The organism is Butyrivibrio sp. AE3004, assembly GCF_000703165.1.
Classification (GTDB): Bacteria; Bacillota; Clostridia; order Lachnospirales; family Lachnospiraceae; genus Butyrivibrio.
Map to the genome: position 1 here is coordinate 237,907 of NZ_JNLQ01000003.1, position 22,924 is coordinate 260,830.

The 22,924-nt window shown below is 37.0% G+C and carries 19 protein-coding genes; 14 read left to right on the plus strand and 5 right to left on the minus strand.

Going from position 1 to position 22,924, the window contains the following annotated elements; all coding sequences use genetic code 11:
• The first annotated feature begins 36 nt into the window (after positions 1–36).
• Positions 37–1,266 (plus strand): replication initiation protein, encoded by a 1,230-nt coding sequence (locus BV60_RS0119835; protein ID WP_029324559.1) that lies wholly within the window; start codon positions 37–39, stop codon positions 1,264–1,266.
• Positions 1,267–1,313: 47 nt separating this feature from the next.
• On the opposite strand, the gene BV60_RS0119840 is transcribed toward BV60_RS0119835, so the two are convergent.
• A complete protein-coding gene (locus BV60_RS0119840) occupies positions 1,314–1,559 on the minus strand; it encodes a hypothetical protein (RefSeq protein ID WP_029324561.1) in 246 nt (81 codons plus the stop codon).
• 300 nt (positions 1,560–1,859) lie between these two features.
• Here BV60_RS0119840 and BV60_RS0119845 point away from each other — a divergent pair, with 300 nt between their 5' ends.
• The 3 genes from BV60_RS0119845 (at position 1,860) to BV60_RS0119855 (ending at position 4,235) form a co-directional block, all read left to right on the plus strand.
• Entirely contained in the window at positions 1,860–2,513 is a 654-nt protein-coding gene (locus BV60_RS0119845) for a GDSL-type esterase/lipase family protein (protein WP_029324564.1), read from the plus strand.
• Positions 2,514–2,700: 187 nt separating this feature from the next.
• Complete coding sequence (locus BV60_RS0119850; protein ID WP_029324565.1) at positions 2,701–3,258, plus strand: GNAT family N-acetyltransferase; 558 nt, start codon at positions 2,701–2,703, stop codon at positions 3,256–3,258.
• Between the two features lie 2 nt (positions 3,259–3,260).
• The gene (locus BV60_RS0119855; RefSeq protein WP_029324567.1) at positions 3,261–4,235 is read left to right on the plus strand and encodes a tRNA dihydrouridine synthase; all 975 of its coding nucleotides are present in this window, start codon (positions 3,261–3,263) and stop codon (positions 4,233–4,235) included.
• A gap of 52 nt (positions 4,236–4,287) precedes the next feature.
• Here BV60_RS0119855 and BV60_RS23320 read toward each other — a convergent pair whose 3' ends face one another.
• On the minus strand, positions 4,288–4,440 hold the full coding sequence (locus tag BV60_RS23320) for a hypothetical protein (protein ID WP_156036255.1): 153 nt from the start codon (positions 4,438–4,440) through the stop codon (positions 4,288–4,290).
• Between the two features lie 402 nt (positions 4,441–4,842).
• Here BV60_RS23320 and BV60_RS0119865 point away from each other — a divergent pair, with 402 nt between their 5' ends.
• From BV60_RS0119865 to BV60_RS0119880, 4 genes are all read left to right on the plus strand, one after another.
• Positions 4,843–5,121: an HU family DNA-binding protein gene (locus tag BV60_RS0119865; protein WP_029324568.1), complete on the plus strand. Its 279-nt coding sequence runs from the start codon at positions 4,843–4,845 to the stop codon at positions 5,119–5,121.
• 194 nt (positions 5,122–5,315) lie between these two features.
• Positions 5,316–5,825: a hypothetical protein gene (locus BV60_RS0119870; RefSeq protein ID WP_029324569.1), complete on the plus strand. Its 510-nt coding sequence runs from the start codon at positions 5,316–5,318 to the stop codon at positions 5,823–5,825.
• Entirely contained in the window at positions 5,825–7,261 is a 1,437-nt protein-coding gene (locus BV60_RS0119875) for an MATE family efflux transporter (protein ID WP_029324571.1), read from the plus strand. The genes BV60_RS0119870 and BV60_RS0119875 overlap by 1 nt, the downstream gene beginning before the upstream one ends.
• Before the next feature lie 94 nt (positions 7,262–7,355).
• Complete coding sequence (locus BV60_RS0119880; RefSeq protein ID WP_029324573.1) at positions 7,356–8,024, plus strand: hypothetical protein; 669 nt, start codon at positions 7,356–7,358, stop codon at positions 8,022–8,024.
• 65 nt (positions 8,025–8,089) lie between these two features.
• Here the strand turns inward: BV60_RS0119880 and BV60_RS0119885 are convergent, their stop codons facing one another.
• Positions 8,090–10,522 carry a GH36-type glycosyl hydrolase domain-containing protein gene (locus BV60_RS0119885; RefSeq protein ID WP_029324575.1) on the minus strand — a complete coding sequence of 811 codons (2,433 nt, stop codon included), beginning with the start codon at positions 10,520–10,522 and terminating at the stop codon, positions 8,090–8,092.
• 316 nt (positions 10,523–10,838) lie between these two features.
• Here BV60_RS0119885 and BV60_RS0119895 point away from each other — a divergent pair, with 316 nt between their 5' ends.
• From BV60_RS0119895 to BV60_RS0119910, 4 genes are all read left to right on the plus strand, one after another.
• Positions 10,839–11,867 carry a LacI family DNA-binding transcriptional regulator gene (locus tag BV60_RS0119895; protein WP_029324578.1) on the plus strand — a complete coding sequence of 343 codons (1,029 nt, stop codon included), beginning with the start codon at positions 10,839–10,841 and terminating at the stop codon, positions 11,865–11,867.
• 84 nt (positions 11,868–11,951) lie between these two features.
• Complete coding sequence (locus BV60_RS0119900) at positions 11,952–13,406, plus strand: ABC transporter substrate-binding protein (protein WP_029324580.1); 1,455 nt, start codon at positions 11,952–11,954, stop codon at positions 13,404–13,406.
• Between the two features lie 164 nt (positions 13,407–13,570).
• Positions 13,571–14,479 (plus strand): carbohydrate ABC transporter permease, encoded by a 909-nt coding sequence (locus BV60_RS0119905; protein WP_029324582.1) that lies wholly within the window; start codon positions 13,571–13,573, stop codon positions 14,477–14,479.
• 55 nt (positions 14,480–14,534) lie between these two features.
• A complete protein-coding gene (locus BV60_RS0119910) occupies positions 14,535–15,410 on the plus strand; it encodes a carbohydrate ABC transporter permease (RefSeq protein WP_029324583.1) in 876 nt (291 codons plus the stop codon).
• A gap of 113 nt (positions 15,411–15,523) precedes the next feature.
• Here the strand turns inward: BV60_RS0119910 and BV60_RS24285 are convergent, their stop codons facing one another.
• Positions 15,524–18,292, minus strand: a complete 2,769-nt coding sequence (locus BV60_RS24285) for a carboxylesterase family protein (RefSeq protein ID WP_330376362.1) — start codon at positions 18,290–18,292, stop codon at positions 15,524–15,526.
• 247 nt (positions 18,293–18,539) lie between these two features.
• Here BV60_RS24285 and BV60_RS0119920 point away from each other — a divergent pair, with 247 nt between their 5' ends.
• On the plus strand, positions 18,540–20,012 hold the full coding sequence (locus tag BV60_RS0119920; protein ID WP_081846824.1) for a glycoside hydrolase family 43 protein: 1,473 nt from the start codon (positions 18,540–18,542) through the stop codon (positions 20,010–20,012).
• Positions 20,009–21,580, plus strand: coding sequence for a glycoside hydrolase family 43 protein (locus BV60_RS0119925; protein WP_242841035.1), 1,572 nt, complete (start codon positions 20,009–20,011; stop codon positions 21,578–21,580). Before BV60_RS0119920 ends, BV60_RS0119925 begins: the two co-directional genes overlap by 4 nt.
• 156 nt (positions 21,581–21,736) lie before the next feature.
• Here the strand turns inward: BV60_RS0119925 and BV60_RS0119930 are convergent, their stop codons facing one another.
• A complete protein-coding gene (locus tag BV60_RS0119930) occupies positions 21,737–22,717 on the minus strand; it encodes a helix-turn-helix domain-containing protein (RefSeq protein ID WP_051656930.1) in 981 nt (326 codons plus the stop codon).
• Positions 22,718–22,924: the final 207 nt, after the last annotated feature.

Consider the following 22,924-nt stretch of genomic DNA (forward strand, 5'->3'; position numbering starts at 1 on the left):
TATGAAAAAAGACCTTAAGGGTTTTAGGAGGTAGTTTTGGGGCGTAAATCCAAAAAGCAGATTGAAGAAGAAACAACTGCTATTGAAAGTTTTTTGTCTAATCAGCATTATAAGAAAGCTAATACACTAATTAATTCTAAGGGTAGATCTACACTTCTTGTTCAGAAGCTCTTTGCAGTAAGTATTGCCAAAGCGGAGCTTAATCATGATGATAATACACTTGAAGCAAATATATATGGTACAGATTTAAAGAAGATCTTTGGAGTAAAAGGTGGTTCTTTTTATGAACATATTAAGGCAGCTATAGAACCGGCTAAATCCAAGCCATCTATACTGGATTGGCGTATTATCTATTCAAATGATGACACTAAGGAAATAGAAGCAATAAATGTAATAACGGATGCTTCATTTAAAAATGGTGTTCTAAATGTCAGATACAATAGTAAAATCACACCATTTCTGGCAAATTTGCAGAATAATTATACAGTACTTAGCCTTGCTGAAGCTGTTCAGCTCAATAGTGTTTATTCATTTAGGTTATATGAGATATTAAAGGCTGAAATGGATAAGCAACGCGCAGTTACAAAGAAGGAAGGTCCATATTATATTCAGTATCATTTAACGGACTTAAAATTACGATTAGGAATAATAGATTCTCAGGCGGATCCGGCGATTATCAGTGCACTTAAAAAGGGAAATCCTGATTATGATGCAATAGAGCGTCAGGCTGATAAACTTGATGGAGCCGGAAAATTGAAGACTTTCGGTAATTTTAAGAAATTTGCGTTGGATAAAGCTCAGAAGGAACTGAATGAAACGACCAGTATTTGGTTTGATTACGAACCTGTTAAAGCCGGACGTGGTGGAAAAGTAGTAAGTATTCGATTTAAGATAGATGTTAATCCAAGGGTGAAAAATAATAATAACATCAGTAATGTTTATTTGCAAAAAGAAAAAACTGTTTCTCCTGCAGAAGAACTTGAATATATGGATCAAGTTCAAGATATTATTGATGAAAGAGTAAAACCTTCGGAAATAAGATCTATTCTTAAAGCTGCTGATTATAATATTGATAAGGTAAAGAATGCGTATGATCTGTATACAAGACAGAGCAATCATGTGGATAATTTTGTTGGCTGGATGATAGCAGCAATAAAAAATAATTATTCACTTTCAGGTGCATCATCTAAACCGATTATAGGGGAATATGTTCAGAGTAGTTTTTCATATGATGAACTGGAATCTGAATTATTGGATAACTTTTAAATTATTTGTTTATGAAAAAAGCGAGTTCAAATGAACTCGCTTTTTTATCAACCTGCAACTAAATTATATTCCTGATATCCATCAATTAAAGCTGTTATTTTTTTAGAGTCGCCAATAACAGATACATATAATGGTTTTAAAAGATTAAGTGAAAGCAGACCGATAATAGATTTGCCATCAATATAACTGTGACCGCTTCTTACATCGACCTGGCAAGATGATTTTGCGTTCATTTGTACAAATTTGATGATTTGGTTTTCGTCGTCTAGACTAATTTTAATATCTTTTGTCATTTTCTTTCTGCGTGATTGTCACGCTTCCCCCTATAATTATTTGTAAAAAAAATACAGTCAAAACTTTAGCACATTAGCGCAGAAAATACAATACCTATATGTAGTATATAATATTTTTATAAATACTATATATCGAGCAAGGAATAATCATTATTGCGTCAAAATGTGTGTAAATTGCGAATTATTGCGAAAAAAAGAGTTAATTCCATAAAAAAAATATAAAGACACAGATTATTCATACTCTCTGTGTTATATTGAATGTATAAAAATGATAATTAAAGAAAGGGCCAGGTGACACGAATGAAAAAGGTTTTATTTTATGGTGATTCAAACACCTACGGATTTGATCCGAGAGGCATGATGGGTGGTCGCCTTCCGGAATCAGAGAGATGGACAGATATTATTGCTAAAAAAATGCATGGTGAATGGCGTGTTTTTGCTGATGGAATGAATGGTAGAGTTATTCCGGATAATCCGTATTCTCTTCTTTCCTTAGATAAATCAGTTTTAGAATATAGTCCTTTGGATTTATTCGCAGTAATGCTTGGTACAAATGATCTTGTAAATATGTCGGTTCCTGATGCTGAGACTGTAGCTGCAAAAATGAGAGATTTTATAGAAAGACAGTTAAATCGCACGGAATTTATTGATAATAAGACAGGTTTTTTGTTGATAGCTCCACCTAAAATTCTTCCTCATATGGATGAGAATCTGGAAGAAGCTGAGGCACAAAGGAAGAGGCTTTCATCTGAACTGGATATTATAGCTCAGGAATTCGGAATATTTTTTGCTGATGCGAGCGAATGGGATTTGGAAATGTCCTTTGATGGTTTGCATATGTCTTCAGAGGGACACGAGTTATTTGCAGAAAAAATTATGGGAATACTAGGAAGTATTGATCTGACAGCTGAAAGACAGGAAGCAGATGATTACGTGTGTGCATATCTTGCATAAGAGTTTTAGGATAATTATATCTAAATATAACATACAGAAAATCCATGAAGTTATCGACTTTGTGGATTTTTTATTGCATAATATAATATGAGGTGTTCTTTTATTTAATGACTGACAGAGTCAACTTAACGCACACTAAATAACACAAGATATGCTTATACTTAGTAGTTTTGGGGGTTGTTTTTTCATGAGAATTGAAGAAAAAAAAGTCACGATTAAGGGAGGAAAAGAACTAAAGCTAAGAACCGTATTAAGAGAAGATGCGGAAAAAATACTGGCATTTAGAAGAGATGTTGCAGGAGAAACAATTTATTTAACGAGATATCCTTATGAAATTGATAATTCTGTAGATAAAGAGCGTGATATAATAGGAAACTATCTTAGAGCAGAGCATTTAGGAATGCTTGCGATTTTTGATGAAGATATGATAGTGGGAATTACTTCAATCAGTCCGGTAGGAATTACTTTTAAAACAAGACACAGAGCATCCGCAGAACTTGTTGTAAGAAAAAAATATTGGAATCTGGGTCTTGGTTCATATCTGTTGGATCAGGTTATAGAAATGGCAGGCAATTGTGGATATGAAAGGCTTGAACTTAGTGTTTTTGCGGATAATGCAAGGGCATTAAGACTTTATAAGAAGAAAGGATTTATTGAGTGCGGACAGATTCCCCAAGCTTTTAAAATGATGGATGGGACATATCATGATGAAATTATGATGTCCAAGAATTTATGGAGACATTGATAATGAGAACAACATTTGCGCCAATGGAAGGTATAACTATATATTGCTATAGGAATGCTCATCATAAAGTTTTTAAAGAGGGTATTGATTATTATTACACACCATTTTTATCGATTTATAAGCATCATGCTATAAAAAAAAGAGATATGCGAGAAATTCTCCCTGAAAATAATAAAGATAAGGGAATTCGGATTATTCCACAGATTATGGCAAATGAAGCAGATGAAATAATATGGGCATTAAATGATTTGTATGAAAGGGGATATGAGGAAGTAAATCTTAATATGGGATGTCCTGTAGGAACAGTTGTAAGTAAAAATAAGGGTTCAGGGATGCTACTTAATCCGGATAAGCTGCATGAGATTTTTTCCAGGGTTTTTGATGAAGAAATTACAGAAAAGATAAAGTTTACTGTAAAAACCAGATTGGGGCTTGAAAATTCGCATGAATTTGAAGATATTTTGCCAGTGCTAAATAAGTTTCCATTCGGACAGGTTATAATTCATCCGAGAGTTAGAAAGCAGATGTACCAGGGAACTCCGGATATGGAAGTATTTGAATGGGCATATGAGAATAGTACTAATCCTGTAGGATATAATGGTAATATATTTTCTGCCGGTGATTATGCTGATATAGCAGGAAAATTTCCGAATTTGTCCGAAATAATGATAGGAAGAGGATTGGTCGCTAATCCAGCATTGGCAAGAGAGATAAAGACAGGGGAACATATTACGTTTGAAGAGCTAAAAGAATTTATGACTGAATTACAAAATTGTTATAAAGATGAGATATTTGCAGATGAATCTATAATGCATAAGATGAAAGAAATATGGTTTTATGTAGGGAACCTTCTGGAAAAGGAAGACGGAACGGATTCAGATCCGTATATTCATAAAATAAGAACTGCAAAAAATATTGCTGATTACAGAAATGCTGTAAGGGTTATATATAATGAATGCAGAATAAGAAATTTATAACATCAAGGCATCAGCACATCATGATGTGCTGATGTGGTATGCGCTTAAGTATTTATTCTCCGCCTTGATCTTTTAATAGCATCTCATGGATTGCTTTTGCTAAAACTTCGTCAGGAGCAGCTTTCAATTTTTTTTGTTTAGTTGATTCCTCAGAACTGGTGGGTATATCTTGTAAAGTCTCCTGTTTTTGATCTTTATTAGCCATATTACGCCCTCCAAAATAGATTTTGGTATTAGTTTATTAAATACCAAAAAGGTACAGTTTGCATACTTGAGAATACAAATAATTTTGTGAATCATTACTTAGTACCCAAAAGAAATAATATAAGGAATTTTGGGGATTAAAACTATTATACGAATATTTTATGTGGAGTGATTATCTTATTTTTATAATAGCACGTATGAACTGATTTCGATATACTCATTTGTAAATGGATGTTTTATCAAATGTAGAATGTTTGTTGACAGTGCTGTATTCACATATACTGTGCGCTTGTTGTCTATACGTGGTTATAAAATGCGAAAAAACGTATAAAAAAGTTGATTTGGGTGATAGGTAGTGGTAGAATTGCCTTAGTTTCTAAAAAAATCTAAAGGGGGAATAAAAATGAATAAAACAGAACTTGTAGAAGCCATTGCTAAGGAAACAGGTCTTTCAAAGAAAGACTCCGAGAAGGCTGTAAAGGCATTTATTGATGTTGTTTCCAAGACTCTTAAGAAAAAGGATAAGGTTCAACTTGTAGGTTTCGGTACTTTCGAAACATCAAAGAGAGCCGCAAGAACAGGTAAGAATCCTCAGACAGGTGAGGAAATCAAGATTCCTGCTTCTATTGCTCCGAAATTCAAGCCTGGTAAGGCTCTGAAGGATCTTGTAAACAAGAAGTGATTTAGAACATGCATTTAAGCCCCGGAGTACAAAAAGTATTCCGGGGCTTTTTGTAGTAGAAAACGGGTAAGAGAATGTATTATATTATAAAATATTTTTATCTGCAGGTTGTATAGCGTTTCGAAAGAAATGCAGAATGTTTATGTGGGAAATCGAGTATAAGACAAACTTGATTCTAAAAAAGAGGAATTATTATGAAAAGAATTTTTACAACATTTATCATTACTTTTGTGGTAGTTTTAGCTATTGGTGGTATTTTTCTTTATAGCAAAGATACCTGGTTTAAGAATGATACGGATGAAATTAGCGTCGCTGCAGCCGGAAAAAGCGATGATAAAGCCCAGAAGAATGGAATAACAAGCGCTATTGAAGAGGCGAAGAAAGAAGTAATAAAGAGCGTTGCTAAAAAGGTGGTTGATAAGGCGGTTGAACAATATGCGGGTGAGTCCAGCTCTGAAGTGAGAGAGATGATTGATTCTGTGGCAGAAGAAGATAAGGATAGGATTACAGATATTATTGTGGATAATATTACTATTGAGGATATACCTGACGTAGAGGCTTATATTTCAAATAAAGATGTTGATGGGCTTAAGGATTATGCAAAAGAAAAACTGACAGAAGAGGATTACTCTGAGCTTACAGGAATTTTGGAAAAATATTCAGACAAAGCTATAGAACAGATCAATGGAGTAAAAAATAATTAATGAAAAAAGCAGAGATTACTGTGGCGGAGGCTATAAAGGTCAAACTTCCGCTTAAAGAATGTCTGATAGGCGAAGCGAAATTTTATAGAAAAGTCGCTATTGTTGTTTTGCCAATGATTATTCAGAATACATTATCAAACATAGTAGGTTTACTTGATAATGTAATGGTTGGCCAAGTAGGCACACTCGCAATGTCATCTGTAGCGATTGTCAATCAACTGATGTTTGTTTACATGCTTTGTGTGTGGGGGGCATTGGCGGGAGCAGGTATATTTGGCACACAGTTTTTTGGAAAAAAAGACTTTGAAGGTGTTAGATATACAATGCGATTCAAACTTATAGTAGCACTTGTTATCACTACATTAGCAATAATAATATTTTTGATTGCAGGTGATAGTCTTATAAATCTTTATATTTCTGCAGATACTCCCTTTGCAGAGGCACAGGAAACGCTGAAATTAGCAAATAAATATTTGCATATAATGCTCATTGGAATTATTCCGTTCAGCATAGTTCAGACCTATGCAGGTACGATCAGAGAATCAGGGAAAACAACATTACCAATGATTGCAAGCATGTGTGCTATGCTTATTAATTTTATATTTAATATACTTCTTATTTTTGGATATATGGGATTTCCCAAACTTGGTGTTGCAGGTGCTGCAATAGCTACTGTTATTTCCAGATTTGTTGAGTTTGGAATAGTTATAACAATAGCGCATAGCAATCATTCGAGTTATGCATTTATATCAGGTTTGTATAAAAATTTTCATGTACCTGTCAGACTTATTTGGCCGATATTGTCAAAATCTTTGCCATTGCTGGCAAATGAGTTTTTTTGGAGTATGGGACAGGCTGCTTTATTGCAGAGTTATTCCATAAGAGGAATTCAGGTTATTGCTGCAATGAATATTGCTAATACAATAGCTCAGATTTTTAATGAAGTATTTCTATCCCTTGGGAATTCATCATCAATTGTTGTAGGGCAGGAGTTAGGAGCAGAGCATTATATTAACGCAAGGAAATATGCATGGAGAATGGCTTCTCTAAGTGTATCCAGTTGTTTGGTTATGGGTACATTATTGTATTGTGTAGCGCCTATTATTCCTCAGTTCTATAATACTGAGCCTGAAATCAGAACCCTTGCATCCGAGTTTATCAGAGTTGTTTCTTTTGTGATGCCATTGAATGCCTTTGCAAATGTGGCTTACTTCATATTAAGATCCGGTGGAAAGACAATGGTTACATTTTTATTTGACAGTTGTTTTTCCTGGCTGGTAAGCGTTCCTGCATCAAGATTACTTACAGGGCATAATGCAATACCGGTTCAGACAGTGTATTTATGTGTATGTTCTCTTGAGATGATCAAATGTATTATTGGTTTTGTTCTTGTAAAAAAAGGTGTGTGGGTAAGGAATATTGTTAAGAAAACATAAAATACCATGAAGATATATAAACAAAATGCTTTTTGTGTGATACGATTTTTATGCACAGTATAATTGTACATAATATCTAATCAGGGAGAGCGATATGGATACAGAGAAACCTACATGGCTATTGAAAGATAAGATATTCTCTGAGGATCATATGTTTACAAGGATGCTTGGATATGCTATTGAAGAGAATCTGTCTGAAACATATCATGCATTGTATTATGCCAGAGAAAAGCACTCCGGACAGACGCGAAAAAAAAGTCCTTTTACGCAGGAGCATATTCCATATATAATTCACCCTTTAATGATGGCATGTCATGCACATGCCATGGGAATAAAGAAAGACGAAGTCCTTGCAACCATACTTTTGCATGATGTATGTGAGGACTGTGATGTAAAACCTGAAGATCTTCCATTTTCGGTGAATGTAAATGAAGCGGTTAAGCTATTGACTAAGCCAGTTGGCTTTAGTAACTCCAAAGAAGAAAAAGATAAATATTATCAGGGAATTGCATCAAATAGCACGGCTGCGCTTGTGAAAGCTTTGGACAGATGCAATAATGTCAGTCTTATGGCATTAGCATTTTCTACTGATAAAATGATTGAATATGTTGAAGAAACACAGGAATATGTCTATCCTATTTTGGAAAAGCTGAAATATGAGTATGTGGAGTATAACGATGCTGCATTTTTAATCAAATATCAGCTCAGAAGTATGATGGAGACAATAAAGGCATTCATTTTGAAAGCAAGAAATAACGTATGATATATAACAAAGCCCCCGCAGATATTGATCTACGGGGGCTTTTATAGGAATGAAAAAGTTAGAAATTAGCCCATAATAGCTTCTACATTGTACTCTTTTACTGAAGGATCATGAGGTATTACTGTTCCTTCTATCTCAGTACCATTTACGATAAGCTTCTTAATACCCTTTTCAGCACCATTTGTCTTAACACTAATATTGTATGTAGCGCCTCTGTACTTTCTTGTAAGTTCAAAATCACCAAAGTCAGCAGGAACGCAAGGATCAACTGATAATCCCTTATGTGTCGGATAAATTCCGAGAATATACTGTGAAATGTTTACAAATGTCCATGCAGCTGTACCTGTCAACCAGCTGTTTTTGCCCTGTCCATGGAACTTGGCATCTTTTCCTGCAACCATCTGTGAGTAAACATAAGGCTCTGTGCAGTGGATATCGCTGATATCTTCTACATAAGCAGGACATGTCTTTTTATATATCTCGAATGCTCTGTCACCATGTCCAAGAACAGTTTCTGCGATAGATACCCAAGGATTATTATGGCAGAAGATACCTGCATTCTCCTTATATCCCGGAGGATAGGAGCTTACTTCGCCAAGTTCAAGGTGATATTCTGTATATGCGGGCTGAAGAATCATTACACCGTATTTTGTATCAAGACGCTCTTTGACACTTTTAAGGGCTTTTTCAGCAAGTCCTTCCTTAACACCAATACCTGCAAGTACACAGAAGCCTTGAGGTTCAATATAAATCTGACCTTCTTTACATTCATGAGATCCAACTTTATTGGAATATGCATCGTATGCACGAACGAACCATTCTCCGTCCCATCCAGCAGTGCATACAGCGTCATACATCTTTTTAACCTCAGCGCGTGCTCTTTCAGCTTCTTTGTTATCACCCTTAAGTTCGCATAACTGAGCATATTCTTCGCCATATTTTACGAACATACCGGCAATGAATACTGATTCAGCAACGGGACCTTCACTGGGACCAAAGGTCTGGAAGGATTCACCGGGATGAGCTGAGAAACAGTTAAGGTTAAGGCAGTCATTCCAGTCTGCACGTCCGATTAGAGGCAGATCATGAGGACCTTTATGGTTTACTATGTAGTCAAAACTTCTCTTTAAGTGATTCATAAGAGGAGTAGCTACGCTCATGTCATTATCAAAAGGAACAGACTCATCAAGAATGGACATATCTCCTGTTTCTCTGATATATGCGCTTGTACCTGCAATCAGCCACAACGGATCATCATTAAATCCGGAACCAATGTCGGAATTACCTTTCTTTGTAAGAGGCTGGTACTGGTGATATGCGCTACCATCCTGGAACTGAGTGGAAGCAATATCAATGATACGCTCTCTTGCTCTATCGGGAATGAGATGTACAAAACCAAGAAGATCCTGGCAGGAATCTCTAAAGCCCATACCACGGCCGATGCCGGATTCGTAATATGAAGCGGATCGTGACATATTAAATGTAACCATGCACTGATACTGGTTCCAAATGTTAACCATACGGTCAACTTTCTCATTTCCGGACTTTATATGATAGATTGAAAGGAGATTATCCCAATAGCTGTTAAGTTCTGCAAGAGCCTTCTCAACATCTGCATCTGACTGATATTTTGCAAGCAGTTCATTTGCACGCTTCTTATTAATAATACCGTGAGATTCCCACTTTTCTTCTTCAGGGTTCTCAACATAACCGAGAACAAAGTTAAATGTTTTTGTCTCACCCGGAGCAAGTGTTATGTTAATCTGATGAGCTGCAATGGGTGACCAGCCACTTGCTACAGAATTTGTGAGCTGTCCGGCAAATACAGAATCCGGATGGTCAGGACCGTTGTATAAGCCGAGGAATGCATCACGGCTTGTATCAATTGCATCAACCTTAGTATTAACCGAATATACAGCGTAGTGATTTCTTCTTTCACGATACTCTGTTTTATGGAAAATCGTGGAATCTACGATTTCAACTTCACCGGTGCTGAGGTTACGCTGGAAATTCTTCATATCATCATCGGCATTCCAAAGACACCATTCTACATAAGAAAAGAGCTGAATCTTTTTTTCTTCCGTGCTGTTATTTGTAATTTCAACATGGGAAATTTCGCATGTATCGCTCATTGGTACAAATGTAAGTACAGAAGCTTTAACTGAATTTTTCTCAGATGAAAACTTACTGTATCCGATACCATGGCGGCATTCATAAGAATCCAGTTCAGTCTTTACAGGCTGCCAACCGGGATTCCAAACGATTTCACCATCTTTAATATAGAAATATTTACCGTTATTATCATAAGGAACGTTATTATAACGATACCTTGTAAGTCTAAGAAGCTTTGCATCCTTATAAAAAGAATAGCCTCCGCAGGTGTTTGATATTAGTGAAAAGAAATCCTTATTGCCAAGGTAGTTTATCCAAGGCAGAGGAGTCTTTGGTGTGGTGATTACGTATTCGCGGTTTTGATCGTCGAAAAATCCGTATTTCATCGATATTCCTCCTAAATATTCTTAAACGATTAAGCATGTTGCTGTTTTTGATTATATAGCGTAAGTTCCCATATTTCAAGAGAAATTAAAATATAGTGATAATGCGCCTTGCGAGATTTTTTTTCGAAAAAATTAAGAGATTACGCGGATTTGTAAAGTTTATTAGGAAAAATAATACATTTTGGATGTCAAAATTTGTCAAAAAATCACAAAAAGATACAAAGTGCACAACAAATTTACAAAAGCGTATTGATTTGGTGGAAAATGTGATGTATATTCAAGTTACGAAAACGTTTGAGAGATTTAAGGGGGATAGATGGCAGCACGTAAAAGAGTTTCATTAAAGGATATTGCAGCTGCGTGCAAAGTGTCTGTCGCAACAGTATCAAAAGCTTTGAATGATCAGGCAGATATAGGACAGGAGACAAAGGATTATGTCCGTGAAACTGCTGAGGCAATGGGATATTTTCCGAATGCTGCAGCCAAAGCTTTAAAAACGAATCGTACATATAATATAGGGCTTCTGTTTATGGATGATTCCCAGAGTGGTTTGACACATAATTACTTTGCAAGGGTTATCGAGAGTTTTAAAAAAACAATAGAGGAAAAAGGTTATGATCTTACCTTTATAAGTAATAACAGAAGTTCTGCAGGATATATGTCATATCTGGCTCATGCAAGATACAGAAATTTTGACGGAGTGGCAATAGCTTGTGTCGATTTCTATAAGCCAGAGGTTGAAGAGCTCGTCAGAGGTAACATACCAGTTGTTACGATTGACCACGTATTCAATGACAGATCCGCAATTATTTCGGACAATGTTATGGGTATGAAAGATCTTCTTACATATATATATAGTATGGGGCATAGAAAAATTGCCTATATACATGGTACAGATTCAGCAGTTACACAAAGTCGTCTTAAAAGCTTCTATAAAACAGCTATGGATCTGAATTTAGAGATCCCTGATGAATACATAATGGAAGTTGAGTACCGCGATACTGAAGGTGCACAGAGAGCGACAGAGAAGCTTTTGATGTTAAAAGACAGACCTACCTGCATATTATATCCGGATGATTTTGCTACTTTTGGAGGAATAAATGCGATAAAGCAGAATGGCCTAAAAGTACCGGATGATATTTCGATAGCAGGATATGATGGCATTGATATAGCAATGAAATATAGTCCGCAGCTTACCACAATAATTCAGGATACAGATTTATTAGGAAGAAAAGCTGCTGAAAAGCTCATAGATTCAATAGAGAATCCAAGAACTACCTTCAGTGAGCAGGTGATCGTTCCGGGTCATCTTAATGAAGGAGAAACAGTTAAAAATCTTAACTGAGAGAATATGGTTTAAGACAGCATCAGCTGTTTTAAATAGATAACAAAACATTTCATTTGTAATGAAAAAGGGAGGTATAATTTCATGAAAAGAAAGTTACTTGGTGTATTACTTTCTACAACAATGGTTGCAGGTATGATCGCTGGTTGCGGTAGCAATAGCTCAGCTCCTGCTACAGAGGCTCCTGCAGCAGAGGAATCAGCTTCTACAGAAGAGGCTGCTGCTGAAGAGACAACAGAGGAAGCTTCTACAGAAGAGGCTGCTGAAGATGCAACAGAGGAAACTACTGAAGTTGCAGCAGATGAGGGTAAAGTCCTTAATATCTATGCTTGGAACGAAGAGTTTAAGTCAAGACTTACAGATCACTATAAGGGATATGAAGAGGTTGATGCTACTCACGGTAAGATTGGTGATGTTGATGTAGTATGGAACATTACTCCTTCAACAGACAATGCATATCAGAACAACCTTGACGAGACATTGCTTAAGCAGGCTGATGCAGCTGATGATGACAAGATCGATCTTTTCCTTGTTGAGGCTGACTATGCTCTTAAATATGTAGATACAGATTACACAATGCCTATGGCAGATCTTGGTATCACAGATGCTGACTTATCAGATCAGTATACATACACACAGTCAATCGTAACAGATAGCAACGGAAAGCTTAAGGGATCTTCATGGCAGGCATGCTCAGCTGGTCTTATTTATAACCGTGAAGCTGCTAAGGAAGTTCTTGGAACAGATGATCCTGATGAAGTTCAGGCTGCAGTAGCTGATTGGGATAAGTATGTTGAGACAGCTAAGAAGGCTGAGGAAGCTGGCTACACAATGTGTTCTGTAAACGACACATATCGTACATATTCAAACAACGTATCCGGTAAGTGGGTTCAGGATGGCAAGCTTGTTATCGATGACAACCTTATGAACTGGGTAAATGATTCTAAGGAACTTGTTGATGCTAAGGCTGAGAACACATACGACCTTTGGGGCGATGACTGGGCAAAGGGTAAGACACCCGATGGAAAGATCTTCTGCTACTTTGGACCCGCTTGGTTCTTTAATTTCTGCCTTGATGCTGACCAGGATGGCACAATTGCTAACCAGGGTGGTTGGGGCTACTGTGTAGGACCTCAGTCTTATTTCTGGGGCGGCACATGGATCTGCGCTGCTACAGGTACAGATAATGCAGGTCTTGTTAAGGATATCATTCTTACAATGACAACAGATAAGGACGTTCTTAAGGAAATCGCACAGAAGGATGCTGATTGTGTAAACAGCAAGGCAGTTCTTGCAGAGCTTGCTTCTGATGACTCAGGTAACCTTACTCTTCTTGGCGGACAGAACCCTTACGCACAGCTTGCTGAAGGTGCTGAGAAGGTTGACCTTTCAAATCTTTCTGCATACGATCAGGGCTGCAACGAAGAATTCCAGAAGGCAGCTAAGAACTACTTCGAAGGTAATGCTACTCTTGACGAAGCAATGGATATGTTCAAGAAGGCTGTAGTTGAGAAGTATCCTGAAGTTACAGCAGAGTAATTTATTGTAATTAAAAATAGACACAAGTCTATTTGATAGATTACGAGGGGATTATAAGGGCGCATGGATTTTTCCATTGCGCCCTACATATTGAATATTTTTAACCAGACATATCCGATAGTTCCCATTTAAATATTTGGGATGAGAATGAAAAGGGGATGCTTATGAAAAAAAAGAGTAAAGTAGTAAGCTACAACAAGTGGGGATATATATTCCTTATTCCTTTTGTTGTTGTTTATCTTGTTTTCCAGATGATACCGTTGGTGTCTACAGTTTATAATTCATTTTTTGAAAATTATCGTTCAGGTCTTACACAGATTGGACCTAATTTTGTAGGACTAAAGAATTACATAACAATCATTACTAATGGCGATTTGCCAACATATTTTAAGAATACAATGATTATGTGGGTTATGGGCTTTGTTCCGCAGATAGTTTTATCTCTGCTTCTTGGCGCATGGTTCACGGATCCTTCACTTAAGCTTAAAGCTCAGGGATTCTTCAAGACAGTAATTTATATGCCAAATCTTATAATGGCTTCTGCATTTTCAATGTTGTTCTTTACATTGTTTGCTAACAGTGGACCGATAAATTCGCTTCTTATCCAGTTAGGAATTTTTAAAGAAGCATATCAGTTTATGTCACATGTATGGTCTGTTCGTTCACTCGTAGCGTTCATGAACTGTGTTATGTGGTTTGGTAATACGACTATTCTTCTGATGGCCGGAATGATGGGAATTGATCCTTCGCTTTTTGAGGCTGCTCAGGTTGATGGAGCTACGGCTACTCAGATTTTCTATAAAATAACTTTACCGCTGCTTAAGCCTATTCTTATCTTTGTTATGATTACATCACTCATTGGTGGCTTACAGATGTTCGATGTTCCTCAGATTTTGACAAACGGAACAGGAGATCCGGTTCGTTCATCCATGACACTTATTATGTATCTGAACAAGCATCTGTTTAGTAAGAACTATGGTCTTGCCGGTGCACTTTCAGTATTTATGTTTATCATAACAGGTATACTCAGTCTTATCGTATTCAAATTTACCGCATCTCCGGAAAAGAAATAAGATTGACTAAATAATTTAAAAGTCTGTTACACAGTAGTATAGAAAGGATAATTTTATGGCAGCAAATACAAGCTTAATGGCTGGACAGAAAGAGAATGGAGTTTCTATTACAGCCAGAAGAATAATTGCATATGTGATACTGATTCTGGTATCTTTCCTTTGCTTGTTCTGGTTCTATGTCCTCTTTATTAATTCAACGAGATCACATCAGGAACTTAGTGCAGGTTTTACAGCAATTCCAAGCTCACACTTTTTTGAGAACTGGATTAACCTTAAAAATGGTACCTTACCACTTTTTAATGGTATTTTTAACTCTCTTTTCGTAGCAGTTGTTACTGCAGCACTTGCAACATACTTTTCAACTATGACAGCTTATGCTATTCATGCATATGATTTTAAGCTGAAGAAAGTTATGTTCACTTTTATCCTTATGATAATGATGATTCCTGCACAGGTTACTGCACTTGGATTTTTGCAGTTAATTGATAAGATGGGATTGGATGATTCCTTTACGCCTCTTACAATTCCTGCTATAGCATCACCTGCTGTTTTCTTCTACATGAAGCAGTACATGGATTCAACACTTCCGCTTTCACTTATTGAAGCTGCCAGAATTGATGGTTCAGGTGAATTTAGAACATTTAATCAGATTGTTGTTCCGCTTATGAAACCTGCTATTGCTGTACAGGCAATTTTTAGTTTTGTAGGTAGCTGGAATAATTACTTCACACCTGCATTGGTGCTTCATACAGATACCAAAAAAACTTTGCCTATTCTTATAGCACAGCTTCGTGCAGCAGACTGGCTGAAGTTTGATATGGGACAGGTTTATGTAATGATAGCTTTTTCAATTTTCCCAGTTATTATTGTATATCTGCTTCTTTCAAGATACATCGTTGGCGGTGTTACACTCGGCGGTGTAAAGGGTTGATGTATAACTAAAAACAAATACTTACTCTTTTTTAATAAGCGTAGTAATGAAAAAAGCCATGGCATTCCCCAATGCTATGGCTTTTTTTAATTATTTAATATTTTTATGCAGGTTTAATGCAGTAATTCAAAGCTCTTAAGTGAGCAGCTACCGCTTCCTTTAAATGTCAGATAAAGAGCATTTACACCCGATATGGGAGAAAAATTACATATTCCGGCAGTCCAAATATTCTGATTGCTAATGCTTATTTCTCCTAGTATTTCACCATCCCATGCTGTTTTTACCTGAACCTTGCCATTGAAATAACCTCTGGTAAGTATTTTGATTCCTGATACGTTCTGCATATCAAAATATTTAAACCCTGCAGAGGAGTTATTGCATAATTGTCTGATATATCCGATATTCGGATCACCGTCGCCTCCATCCTGCACGACTCTTGGCCCCTCAGAACCGACATATACTGAGTGCTCATCAGTGAACAGATTACATACAATATATGAAGGATATTCGCCTTTATCAGAAAGAGGGCCGTTATTTAATCCACATGAGGTTATTTCAGGTTGAATAATGCTTCCATCAGATTTAAAGTTGATTTTTTCTGCACAGCCCTGTCTGCAATACCAAGTGTTATTTGTATGTCTATGATAAAAAACATACCAGGAATCACATATTTGTACTATACTTCCGTGGTTATTTGCGCCTGATGCCATTGCCATATCAGCTTTTTTATAGGAATCAATGTGTAAATCGCAATTACTTACGACTACACCGCCATATTTAAAGGGACCCTCCGGTGAATTAGAGGTTGCATAACAAAGTTCATGCATTACTTCTGATGAGTAGATAAAGTAATATATATCATCTTTCTTTCTTATTGAAGGAGCTTCAAAAAAAGCGTGTCCTTCATATTCAGATCCCTTGCTGTAGCAGCTTCCGGGAGCAATGAATACAGGTGCTTTTTCTATAGTTAGCATATCTGAACCGATTACAGTTAACATTGCACCATGTCTGCTTTTGTCGCCTTGTCCACAAAAACCTGTAAACAGATAGGTCTTTCCATTTTCAGTGAGGACTCCTGGATCAAACTGAGGTTCATCACCTTCTTTTTCGCCCAGTTTTGTTCCGTCCGGATATTGAACATACCCAAGAAATTCGAATTTTCCGGCAGGTGAATCACATACTGCGACTGAAACCACCGATACTTTATCCAATACATAATATAAGTAATATCTTCCATCAGGGCCAACTGTAACATCCGGTGCATATAGGCACATGTTGCCATCTTTGTTGAGTGGATCTGAAGTTTTTGGATATATAACACCTTCATAATGCCAGTCGCCAAGATTATCAATAGGTGCGGACCAGCATACATAATCTCCGAGGCAGAAAGTTTCACTATTATACAGATCATGTGATCCATAAACATAAACTCTGTCACCGAATACGTAAGGTTCACCATCGGGAATATATTCCCATGAAGGCAAATAGGGGTTTAATGCCTGCTTTTTACCGGTAATACCAAGTCTTACGCCGCCTTCTTTTTGCGGAATAGCGCCTCGGCCATCAAATACCATTTCTGCACGATTTGTATTAGTATAAGGCTCCCAAACAGGCAGATTTTCACCATCCCAGCCTTTTCCGTTAGGATCACCGGTTTTAATAAAGTTCGCAAACATGTCACACATCTGTCTGGCAAGCTCGAAATGTCGACCTTTCATAGGTCTCCAGCATTTTCCGAGTGATTCGAAGAAGAACCAAAGATCTACAGAATGGAATGTTCCGGGGGTATCTTCACCGGGAATGTCAGGATCAAATCTATAATAGAAGTGATTCTGATTTCTTCCATTTTTTTCGGCATCAAGAAAAACAGTTTTTACTGACATTTCTACGCTACTTTCACCATTAATTTGAAATTCATCAGTTGTGTTACCGGAAATGACAGGAACAGGAGCATTTTTTCCTTCCATAAACAAAATAGCAGGCTCTTCTTTACAGAAGACACCATCCTTAATGGGAAACATTCTGGGATGCGATGCTGCATATTCCCCATATTTTGCTTTTAAAACTTCTGCATCTATTTTTCTTGCTTCATCAAGTGTTTTGACACCGATGAAACTAAAGAATTCTTCGCCTTTCTCTTCTGCAGATTTAAGGTCAAGCGGTTTAAAAATATCATCAGTTATCTTTGGGTTGTGCATCATTCCGCTAAATACAACGGCGCCTTTTATTTTGTCAAAATTATCCGCACAAGCAAGCTGGTGCATTGTACTGCCACCACCGGCAGATTGTCCGGCTATTGTAATTCTTTCCGGATTTCCACCAAATGAGGCTATATTTCTGTATACCCATTCAAGTCCTGCTTTTTGATCAAGCAGACCAAAATTACCGGGGGCATCGGGAGCCTCTTTTGTGATTTCAGGATGAGCAAGGAAACCGAATAGATTAAGGCGATAGTTTACACTTACAACTATAACCCCACGTCTTGCAAGTTTTTCACCATCAAACTCCATTTCTGCAGTATAACCCCATTGAAATCCTCCACCAAAATACCAAACGAGTACAGGTAGTTTTTCGTCTGTACTTTTTGCGGGAGTCCATACATTTAAATAAAGACAATCTTCATTCATTGCGATTTCTGGATCAACGTGCCATTCTCTGCAGTATATATCGGTACCAAGACCGGGAGTATCTTGCATGGAAATAGGAGCATATTCAAAAGCATCCAAAATGCCATCCCAATTTTGGCATGGCTTGGGGGCACGCCATCTGTTTTCACCTATAGGTGGGGCAGCAAAGGGAATGCCTTTGAAAACAGTAATCCTTGGATCTGAACCCGGAAGCCCTCTTAGAGCTCCGTTTTCAACTTTCGTTTGTCTAAGCATATCTTCTTTTCCTCCATGAAAAATAGTTTCTAAAAAGTATAATCATATTCTGATTTTAACGAGTAATCTTTTCTGCGGTCTATGCGAATCTTGCTATTTCGCTTCTAAAGATTGCTATGTACAGCGCAATTTGTGCGAAAAAGTGAGCAATTAGTTTGTGGAAAAGCACTGGTATGAACAATAGAATTACATTAGATTGGGATGATTATTGGGTTTAGCATATTTTCGCAAGATTCGGGAGGTAATAATGCAAGTTATAGAAACACATACAATGGAAGAGATATTTGAGAGAATTAAGCCTTGTGAGGCATTCAAAATGCAGGGTAATCACAATCCTGTAATGACCCAGAGATTTGGGGCAGATCCATATGCGCTTGTATATGATGGCAGAGTATATCTGTATATGACAGGTGATGATCCTATGTACGATGAAAACGGGAAGCTTAAGGAAAACACATATGGGAATATAAATAAAATAAATGTCGTTTCATCTCAGGATCTTGTTAACTGGACTGATCATGGTACCGTATATGCTGCATCAGAAAGCGGTGCTGCAAAATGGGGAGCTAATTCCTGGGCTCCAGCAGCAACTTATAAAAAAATTGATGGGAAAGACAGATTCTTCCTCTACTTTGCTAATAATGGGAACGGTATAGCTGTTCTTTCAGCAGATAGCCCTGTTGGGCCCTTCATAGATCCTATAAATGGACCACTTATTTCAAGAAAAACACCGAATTGTGCCGAAGTTACATGGCTCTTTGATCCGGCCGTTCTTATGGATGATGACGGTAGCGCATATTTATATGTAGGAGGTGGTGTTCCTAGTCCGGATAAAGCATCTAATCCTGGAACAGCCAGAGTGGTAAAGCTTGCGAATGATATGATAAGTCTTGATGGCGATCCACAGCCGATTGAGAATGTGGCATTTTTATTCGAAGATTCAGGAATAAATAAAATAAATGATAAGTATTATTATTCATACTGCTCGAATTTCAGTATGACAAGGGAGGATGAAGAAAAGCATGGTTTTGAGCAAGGAGAGATTGTAACACTTGTTTCTGATTCTCCAATGGGACCTTTTAAACCATATAGACCGGTGCTCAAAAATCCTGAATTTTTCTTTGGCCTTGGAGGAAACAATCATCATTGTATGTTTGAGTTCAAGAACCAATGGTATATCACATATCATTCAAGAATTCTTGAAGAAGCAATGGGTATGAATGGCGGCTATAGAAGTACAAATATTGATATTCTGGATATTAAAGATGGAGGACCTTCCGTTTCAAAGGGAACCAGAGAGGGTGTTAAGCAGCTTTCATATTTGAATCCATATGATGAAGTAAAAGCTGTTACAATGTCTAATTCAGCCGGTATTAATACTGTACAGTATGGGGATGATGCTGTATTAAGCGGATCGGGAGATATGATAGTCAGTGTTATAAAGGATGGCAGCTGGCTCAGCGTAGAGGGTGTTGATTTTGGGGATGAAAAGCCTTTCGAAATCTGCATGAAAATTAAAAGTTCCGGCGAAGGTGCTATAAGAGTAAGCATTGACGGATATGATGGGCAGGCCATAGCATATGTTCCGGTTGAAGCTAGCGGAAACGAAGATGAGGATATATTTATTGCGCTGGAATATGTACCTGAAGGCGTACATGATTTGTATTTCACTTTTGCTGGTTCAGATTATGAAGTGATTTCATGGAGATTTTTAAAATGATGAAGGAAAAAGTTTCTTTGGGGACAATTAATCCGGTAATTCCTATGGATTATCCGGATCCGGATATTATCCGGGTGGGAGATACATACTATCTTGCAACAACCACTATGCATTTTTTTCCGGGATGCGAAATACTCCGTTCTTATGATCTTCTTCATTGGGAGCATGCGTCATATGTATATGACAGATTGGATGATACTGATGGCCAATGCTTGAAGAATGGTGAGAATATCTATGGAAAAGGTATGTGGGCACCTTGCCTGAGACACCATAACGGATGCTATTATCTGTGCTTTTGCGCAAATGATACAAAAAAAACATATCTGTATAAGGCTGAAAATATTAAAGGACCATGGAAGAAACAATATATCGAAGGCTTTTATCACGATGCAAGCTTACTTTTTGATGGTGATCGGGTTTTTATTGCTTTTGGTAATAGAGAGATAAAATTAGTTGAACTTGACAAAGACCTAAAAGGACCAAAAAAAGGTGGGCTCCAGAGAGTACTGGTTAGGGAAGAAAATAACAATTATCTTTCTTACGAAGGATGCCATTTCTATAAGATAAATGATAAATATTATATCTTTCTGATTCATTCTCTTCCGACCAGATGGATGAGAACACAGAATTATTTTGTGGCGTCATCTATAGAAGGAGAATTTCGCGGCGGCGAGTTGTTTTGCGATGATATGGGATATTTCGGACAAGGTGTTGCACAGGGCGGAATCGTTGATACACCGGACGGGCACTGGTTTACAATGCTGTTTCAGGATCGTGGTGGTGTAGGAAGGACACCATTTTTACTACCTCTTAGGTGGAAAGGCTCTACACCATACATAGAGGAAAACGGTAAACTTCCTTCTGAAATAGAAATATGTAATACAAGACCTGATCATGGATATATGGCATTATCGGGAGATGATGATTTTAGCGAAAAAGGAAAAAAATCAAACAACGCGGACAATAGAGTGACCGAAAATGAAGAGTTTGACAGCTTTGGTATGAAAAGCTTTTGGCAGTGGAATCATCAGCCTGAAATTTCGCTTGTTAAACAAGACACGAAAAAGCGGGAATTGCTTCTTTCGACAGATAGAATTTGCGAAAAATTTGATAAGGCTATCAATACATTAACACAGAGGATGACGTTGCCACGTAGCAGAGCAAGTGTTATTTTAAATGTTGAGGGGCTAAAGGATGGTGACAGAGCCGGACTTGGCATTCTATGCGAGGAATACTGTTATCTGGCTATAGAAAAGGCTGGGGAAGAGAGTATACTATTACTTATCTCGAAAGAAAATGGTGAAGAAGTTGAAAAATGCAGGCAATCATTGGGAAAAGACAAGGCATTTTCCTTTAGAATAGATGCTAATACATTTGCGCCTGTTGGAAATGCAACGGTGTTTTGGAAAAAAATCTCTGAAAAAGAGTATAAACCATTGCCTTTTTCTAAAAGCTTACAGTTTACATTGGCTCACTTTATGGGGTGTAGATTTGCACTATTCATGTTTAGCACAAAAAAAGCGGGTGGAACTGCTGCTTTTTCCGAATTTAAATACGAGGTGTACTGATGTACACCTCGTTTATTAATTATTTGGCTTATTAAAAGTATTTTCATTTTTGTGTTTAAGAAGTTATGCGAAAAAACTCTCAAAGAATTTGCAGACTTTGAGAGTTTTTTATTTTAGCAGAGCTTTAGAGGGTTGTTATACTGCTAAAAGCTGTTTTTATATAATTCTTGTAGCAACTTCATCTTCTATAGAAGATGAAGTATCGCTTGATCCATCCTTGCTTTTTCTGAATAAAGAGCGGTATTCGCCGGGAGTACATCCTTTTTTTGCTTTGAATGTACGATTAAAAGTTGAAATGCTTGAAAAGCCGGCTTGTAAAGCAACGTCAGTTATTGACAGATCGTTCTGCGAAAGGAGTATTTCAGATGCCTTAATACGTCGCCCTATAAGGTAATCGTAGAATGTGCTGTTCATATATTCTTTAAACAATCTTGTGAAATGGAATTTTGAAAAACCACTAAAATCCGCAACTTCATCAAGTGTTAAATCTTCTGTGTAATGATCGTCGATGTACTCCAGGACACCATTAAGTCTTGTGAAGTAATCTCTTCGCTTGTTTGGACTACTTTCTGTAAACAGATGTATCTGATTAAGTTGACATCTTGTCAGAAGCGTAAAGGCCTGCAAAAGATTTGCGTAAATAGCAAATTCGTAAAATTCTGTATTTTGGAAATATTCATTCCAAATCTGTGTAAATAAATCGTAGATTTCACTGTATACCGGAGCGTAGGTTTCTGGAGTTATGTGAATACAGCTGTTCTTGACAAAAAGCATACCTGTATAATCCTTAACTTGTGAGAAGAAATCTACGTTGAAAAGACATATAAATCTGGCTCCGCTTTCGGGAGCGTGTAACTGGTGCATTTTTCTGGGTGAAATCATCAGTATTTCACCTGGCATGATGTGATGCGGTTCGTTATCGATTTCTACATCATAATAGTTCTCTATGGGAATAATAACTTCCATTGCATCATGCCAATGAGGAAGGTAATCGCTTGTTTGCACATTGTACCAGATTCTAACGGATGCATCTTTCGGGAAAATGCTGTTTTCCTTTTCTGCTACCATTACTCTGTTTCTAAAGTCGGTATTTTGTTGATAAAAATCAAGATTAAGATTATCTTTTTTATTCTTCATACTATCCTCAACAGTTCCTTAAACAATATTTGTTAAACAAATATTTGCATTTTATTTGCAATAATTGCTAAAAGCAACCTTATGATTTATGAATTTATCATATATTGCTTGCAGTAGCAAACAGAAAATCCAGTAAATAAGCAAGTTTGTGAAATTGATACAATAAAAGTGCAATAAATTTGTTTCTATAAACGCAATAATTGATAA

Bases quoted from the DNA above. Each gene is read 5' to 3' on its own strand.
- BV60_RS0119875 (WP_029324571.1), top strand. From the start codon at position 5,825: ATGAAAAAAGCAGAGATTACTGTGGCGGAGGCTATAAAGGTCAAACTT.
- BV60_RS0119920 (WP_081846824.1), top strand. From the start codon at position 18,540: ATGCAAGTTATAGAAACACATACAATGGAAGAGATATTTGAGAGAATT.
- BV60_RS0119865 (WP_029324568.1), top strand. From the start codon at position 4,843: ATGAATAAAACAGAACTTGTAGAAGCCATTGCTAAGGAAACAGGTCTT.
- BV60_RS0119870 (WP_029324569.1), top strand. From the start codon at position 5,316: ATGAAAAGAATTTTTACAACATTTATCATTACTTTTGTGGTAGTTTTA.
- BV60_RS0119925 (WP_242841035.1), top strand. From the start codon at position 20,009: ATGATGAAGGAAAAAGTTTCTTTGGGGACAATTAATCCGGTAATTCCT.
- BV60_RS0119880 (WP_029324573.1), top strand. From the start codon at position 7,356: ATGGATACAGAGAAACCTACATGGCTATTGAAAGATAAGATATTCTCT.
- BV60_RS0119845 (WP_029324564.1), top strand. From the start codon at position 1,860: ATGAAAAAGGTTTTATTTTATGGTGATTCAAACACCTACGGATTTGAT.
- BV60_RS0119855 (WP_029324567.1), top strand. From the start codon at position 3,261: ATGAGAACAACATTTGCGCCAATGGAAGGTATAACTATATATTGCTAT.
- BV60_RS0119910 (WP_029324583.1), top strand. From the start codon at position 14,535: ATGGCAGCAAATACAAGCTTAATGGCTGGACAGAAAGAGAATGGAGTT.
- BV60_RS0119900 (WP_029324580.1), top strand. From the start codon at position 11,952: ATGAAAAGAAAGTTACTTGGTGTATTACTTTCTACAACAATGGTTGCA.
- BV60_RS23320 (WP_156036255.1), bottom strand. From the start codon at position 4,440: ATGGCTAATAAAGATCAAAAACAGGAGACTTTACAAGATATACCCACC.
- BV60_RS0119930 (WP_051656930.1), bottom strand. From the start codon at position 22,717: ATGAAGAATAAAAAAGATAATCTTAATCTTGATTTTTATCAACAAAAT.
- BV60_RS0119840 (WP_029324561.1), bottom strand. From the start codon at position 1,559: ATGACAAAAGATATTAAAATTAGTCTAGACGACGAAAACCAAATCATC.
- BV60_RS0119850 (WP_029324565.1), top strand. From the start codon at position 2,701: ATGAGAATTGAAGAAAAAAAAGTCACGATTAAGGGAGGAAAAGAACTA.
- BV60_RS24285 (WP_330376362.1), bottom strand. From the start codon at position 18,292: ATGCTTAGACAAACGAAAGTTGAAAACGGAGCTCTAAGAGGGCTTCCG.
- BV60_RS0119905 (WP_029324582.1), top strand. From the start codon at position 13,571: ATGAAAAAAAAGAGTAAAGTAGTAAGCTACAACAAGTGGGGATATATA.
- BV60_RS0119885 (WP_029324575.1), bottom strand. From the start codon at position 10,522: ATGAAATACGGATTTTTCGACGATCAAAACCGCGAATACGTAATCACC.
- BV60_RS0119895 (WP_029324578.1), top strand. From the start codon at position 10,839: ATGGCAGCACGTAAAAGAGTTTCATTAAAGGATATTGCAGCTGCGTGC.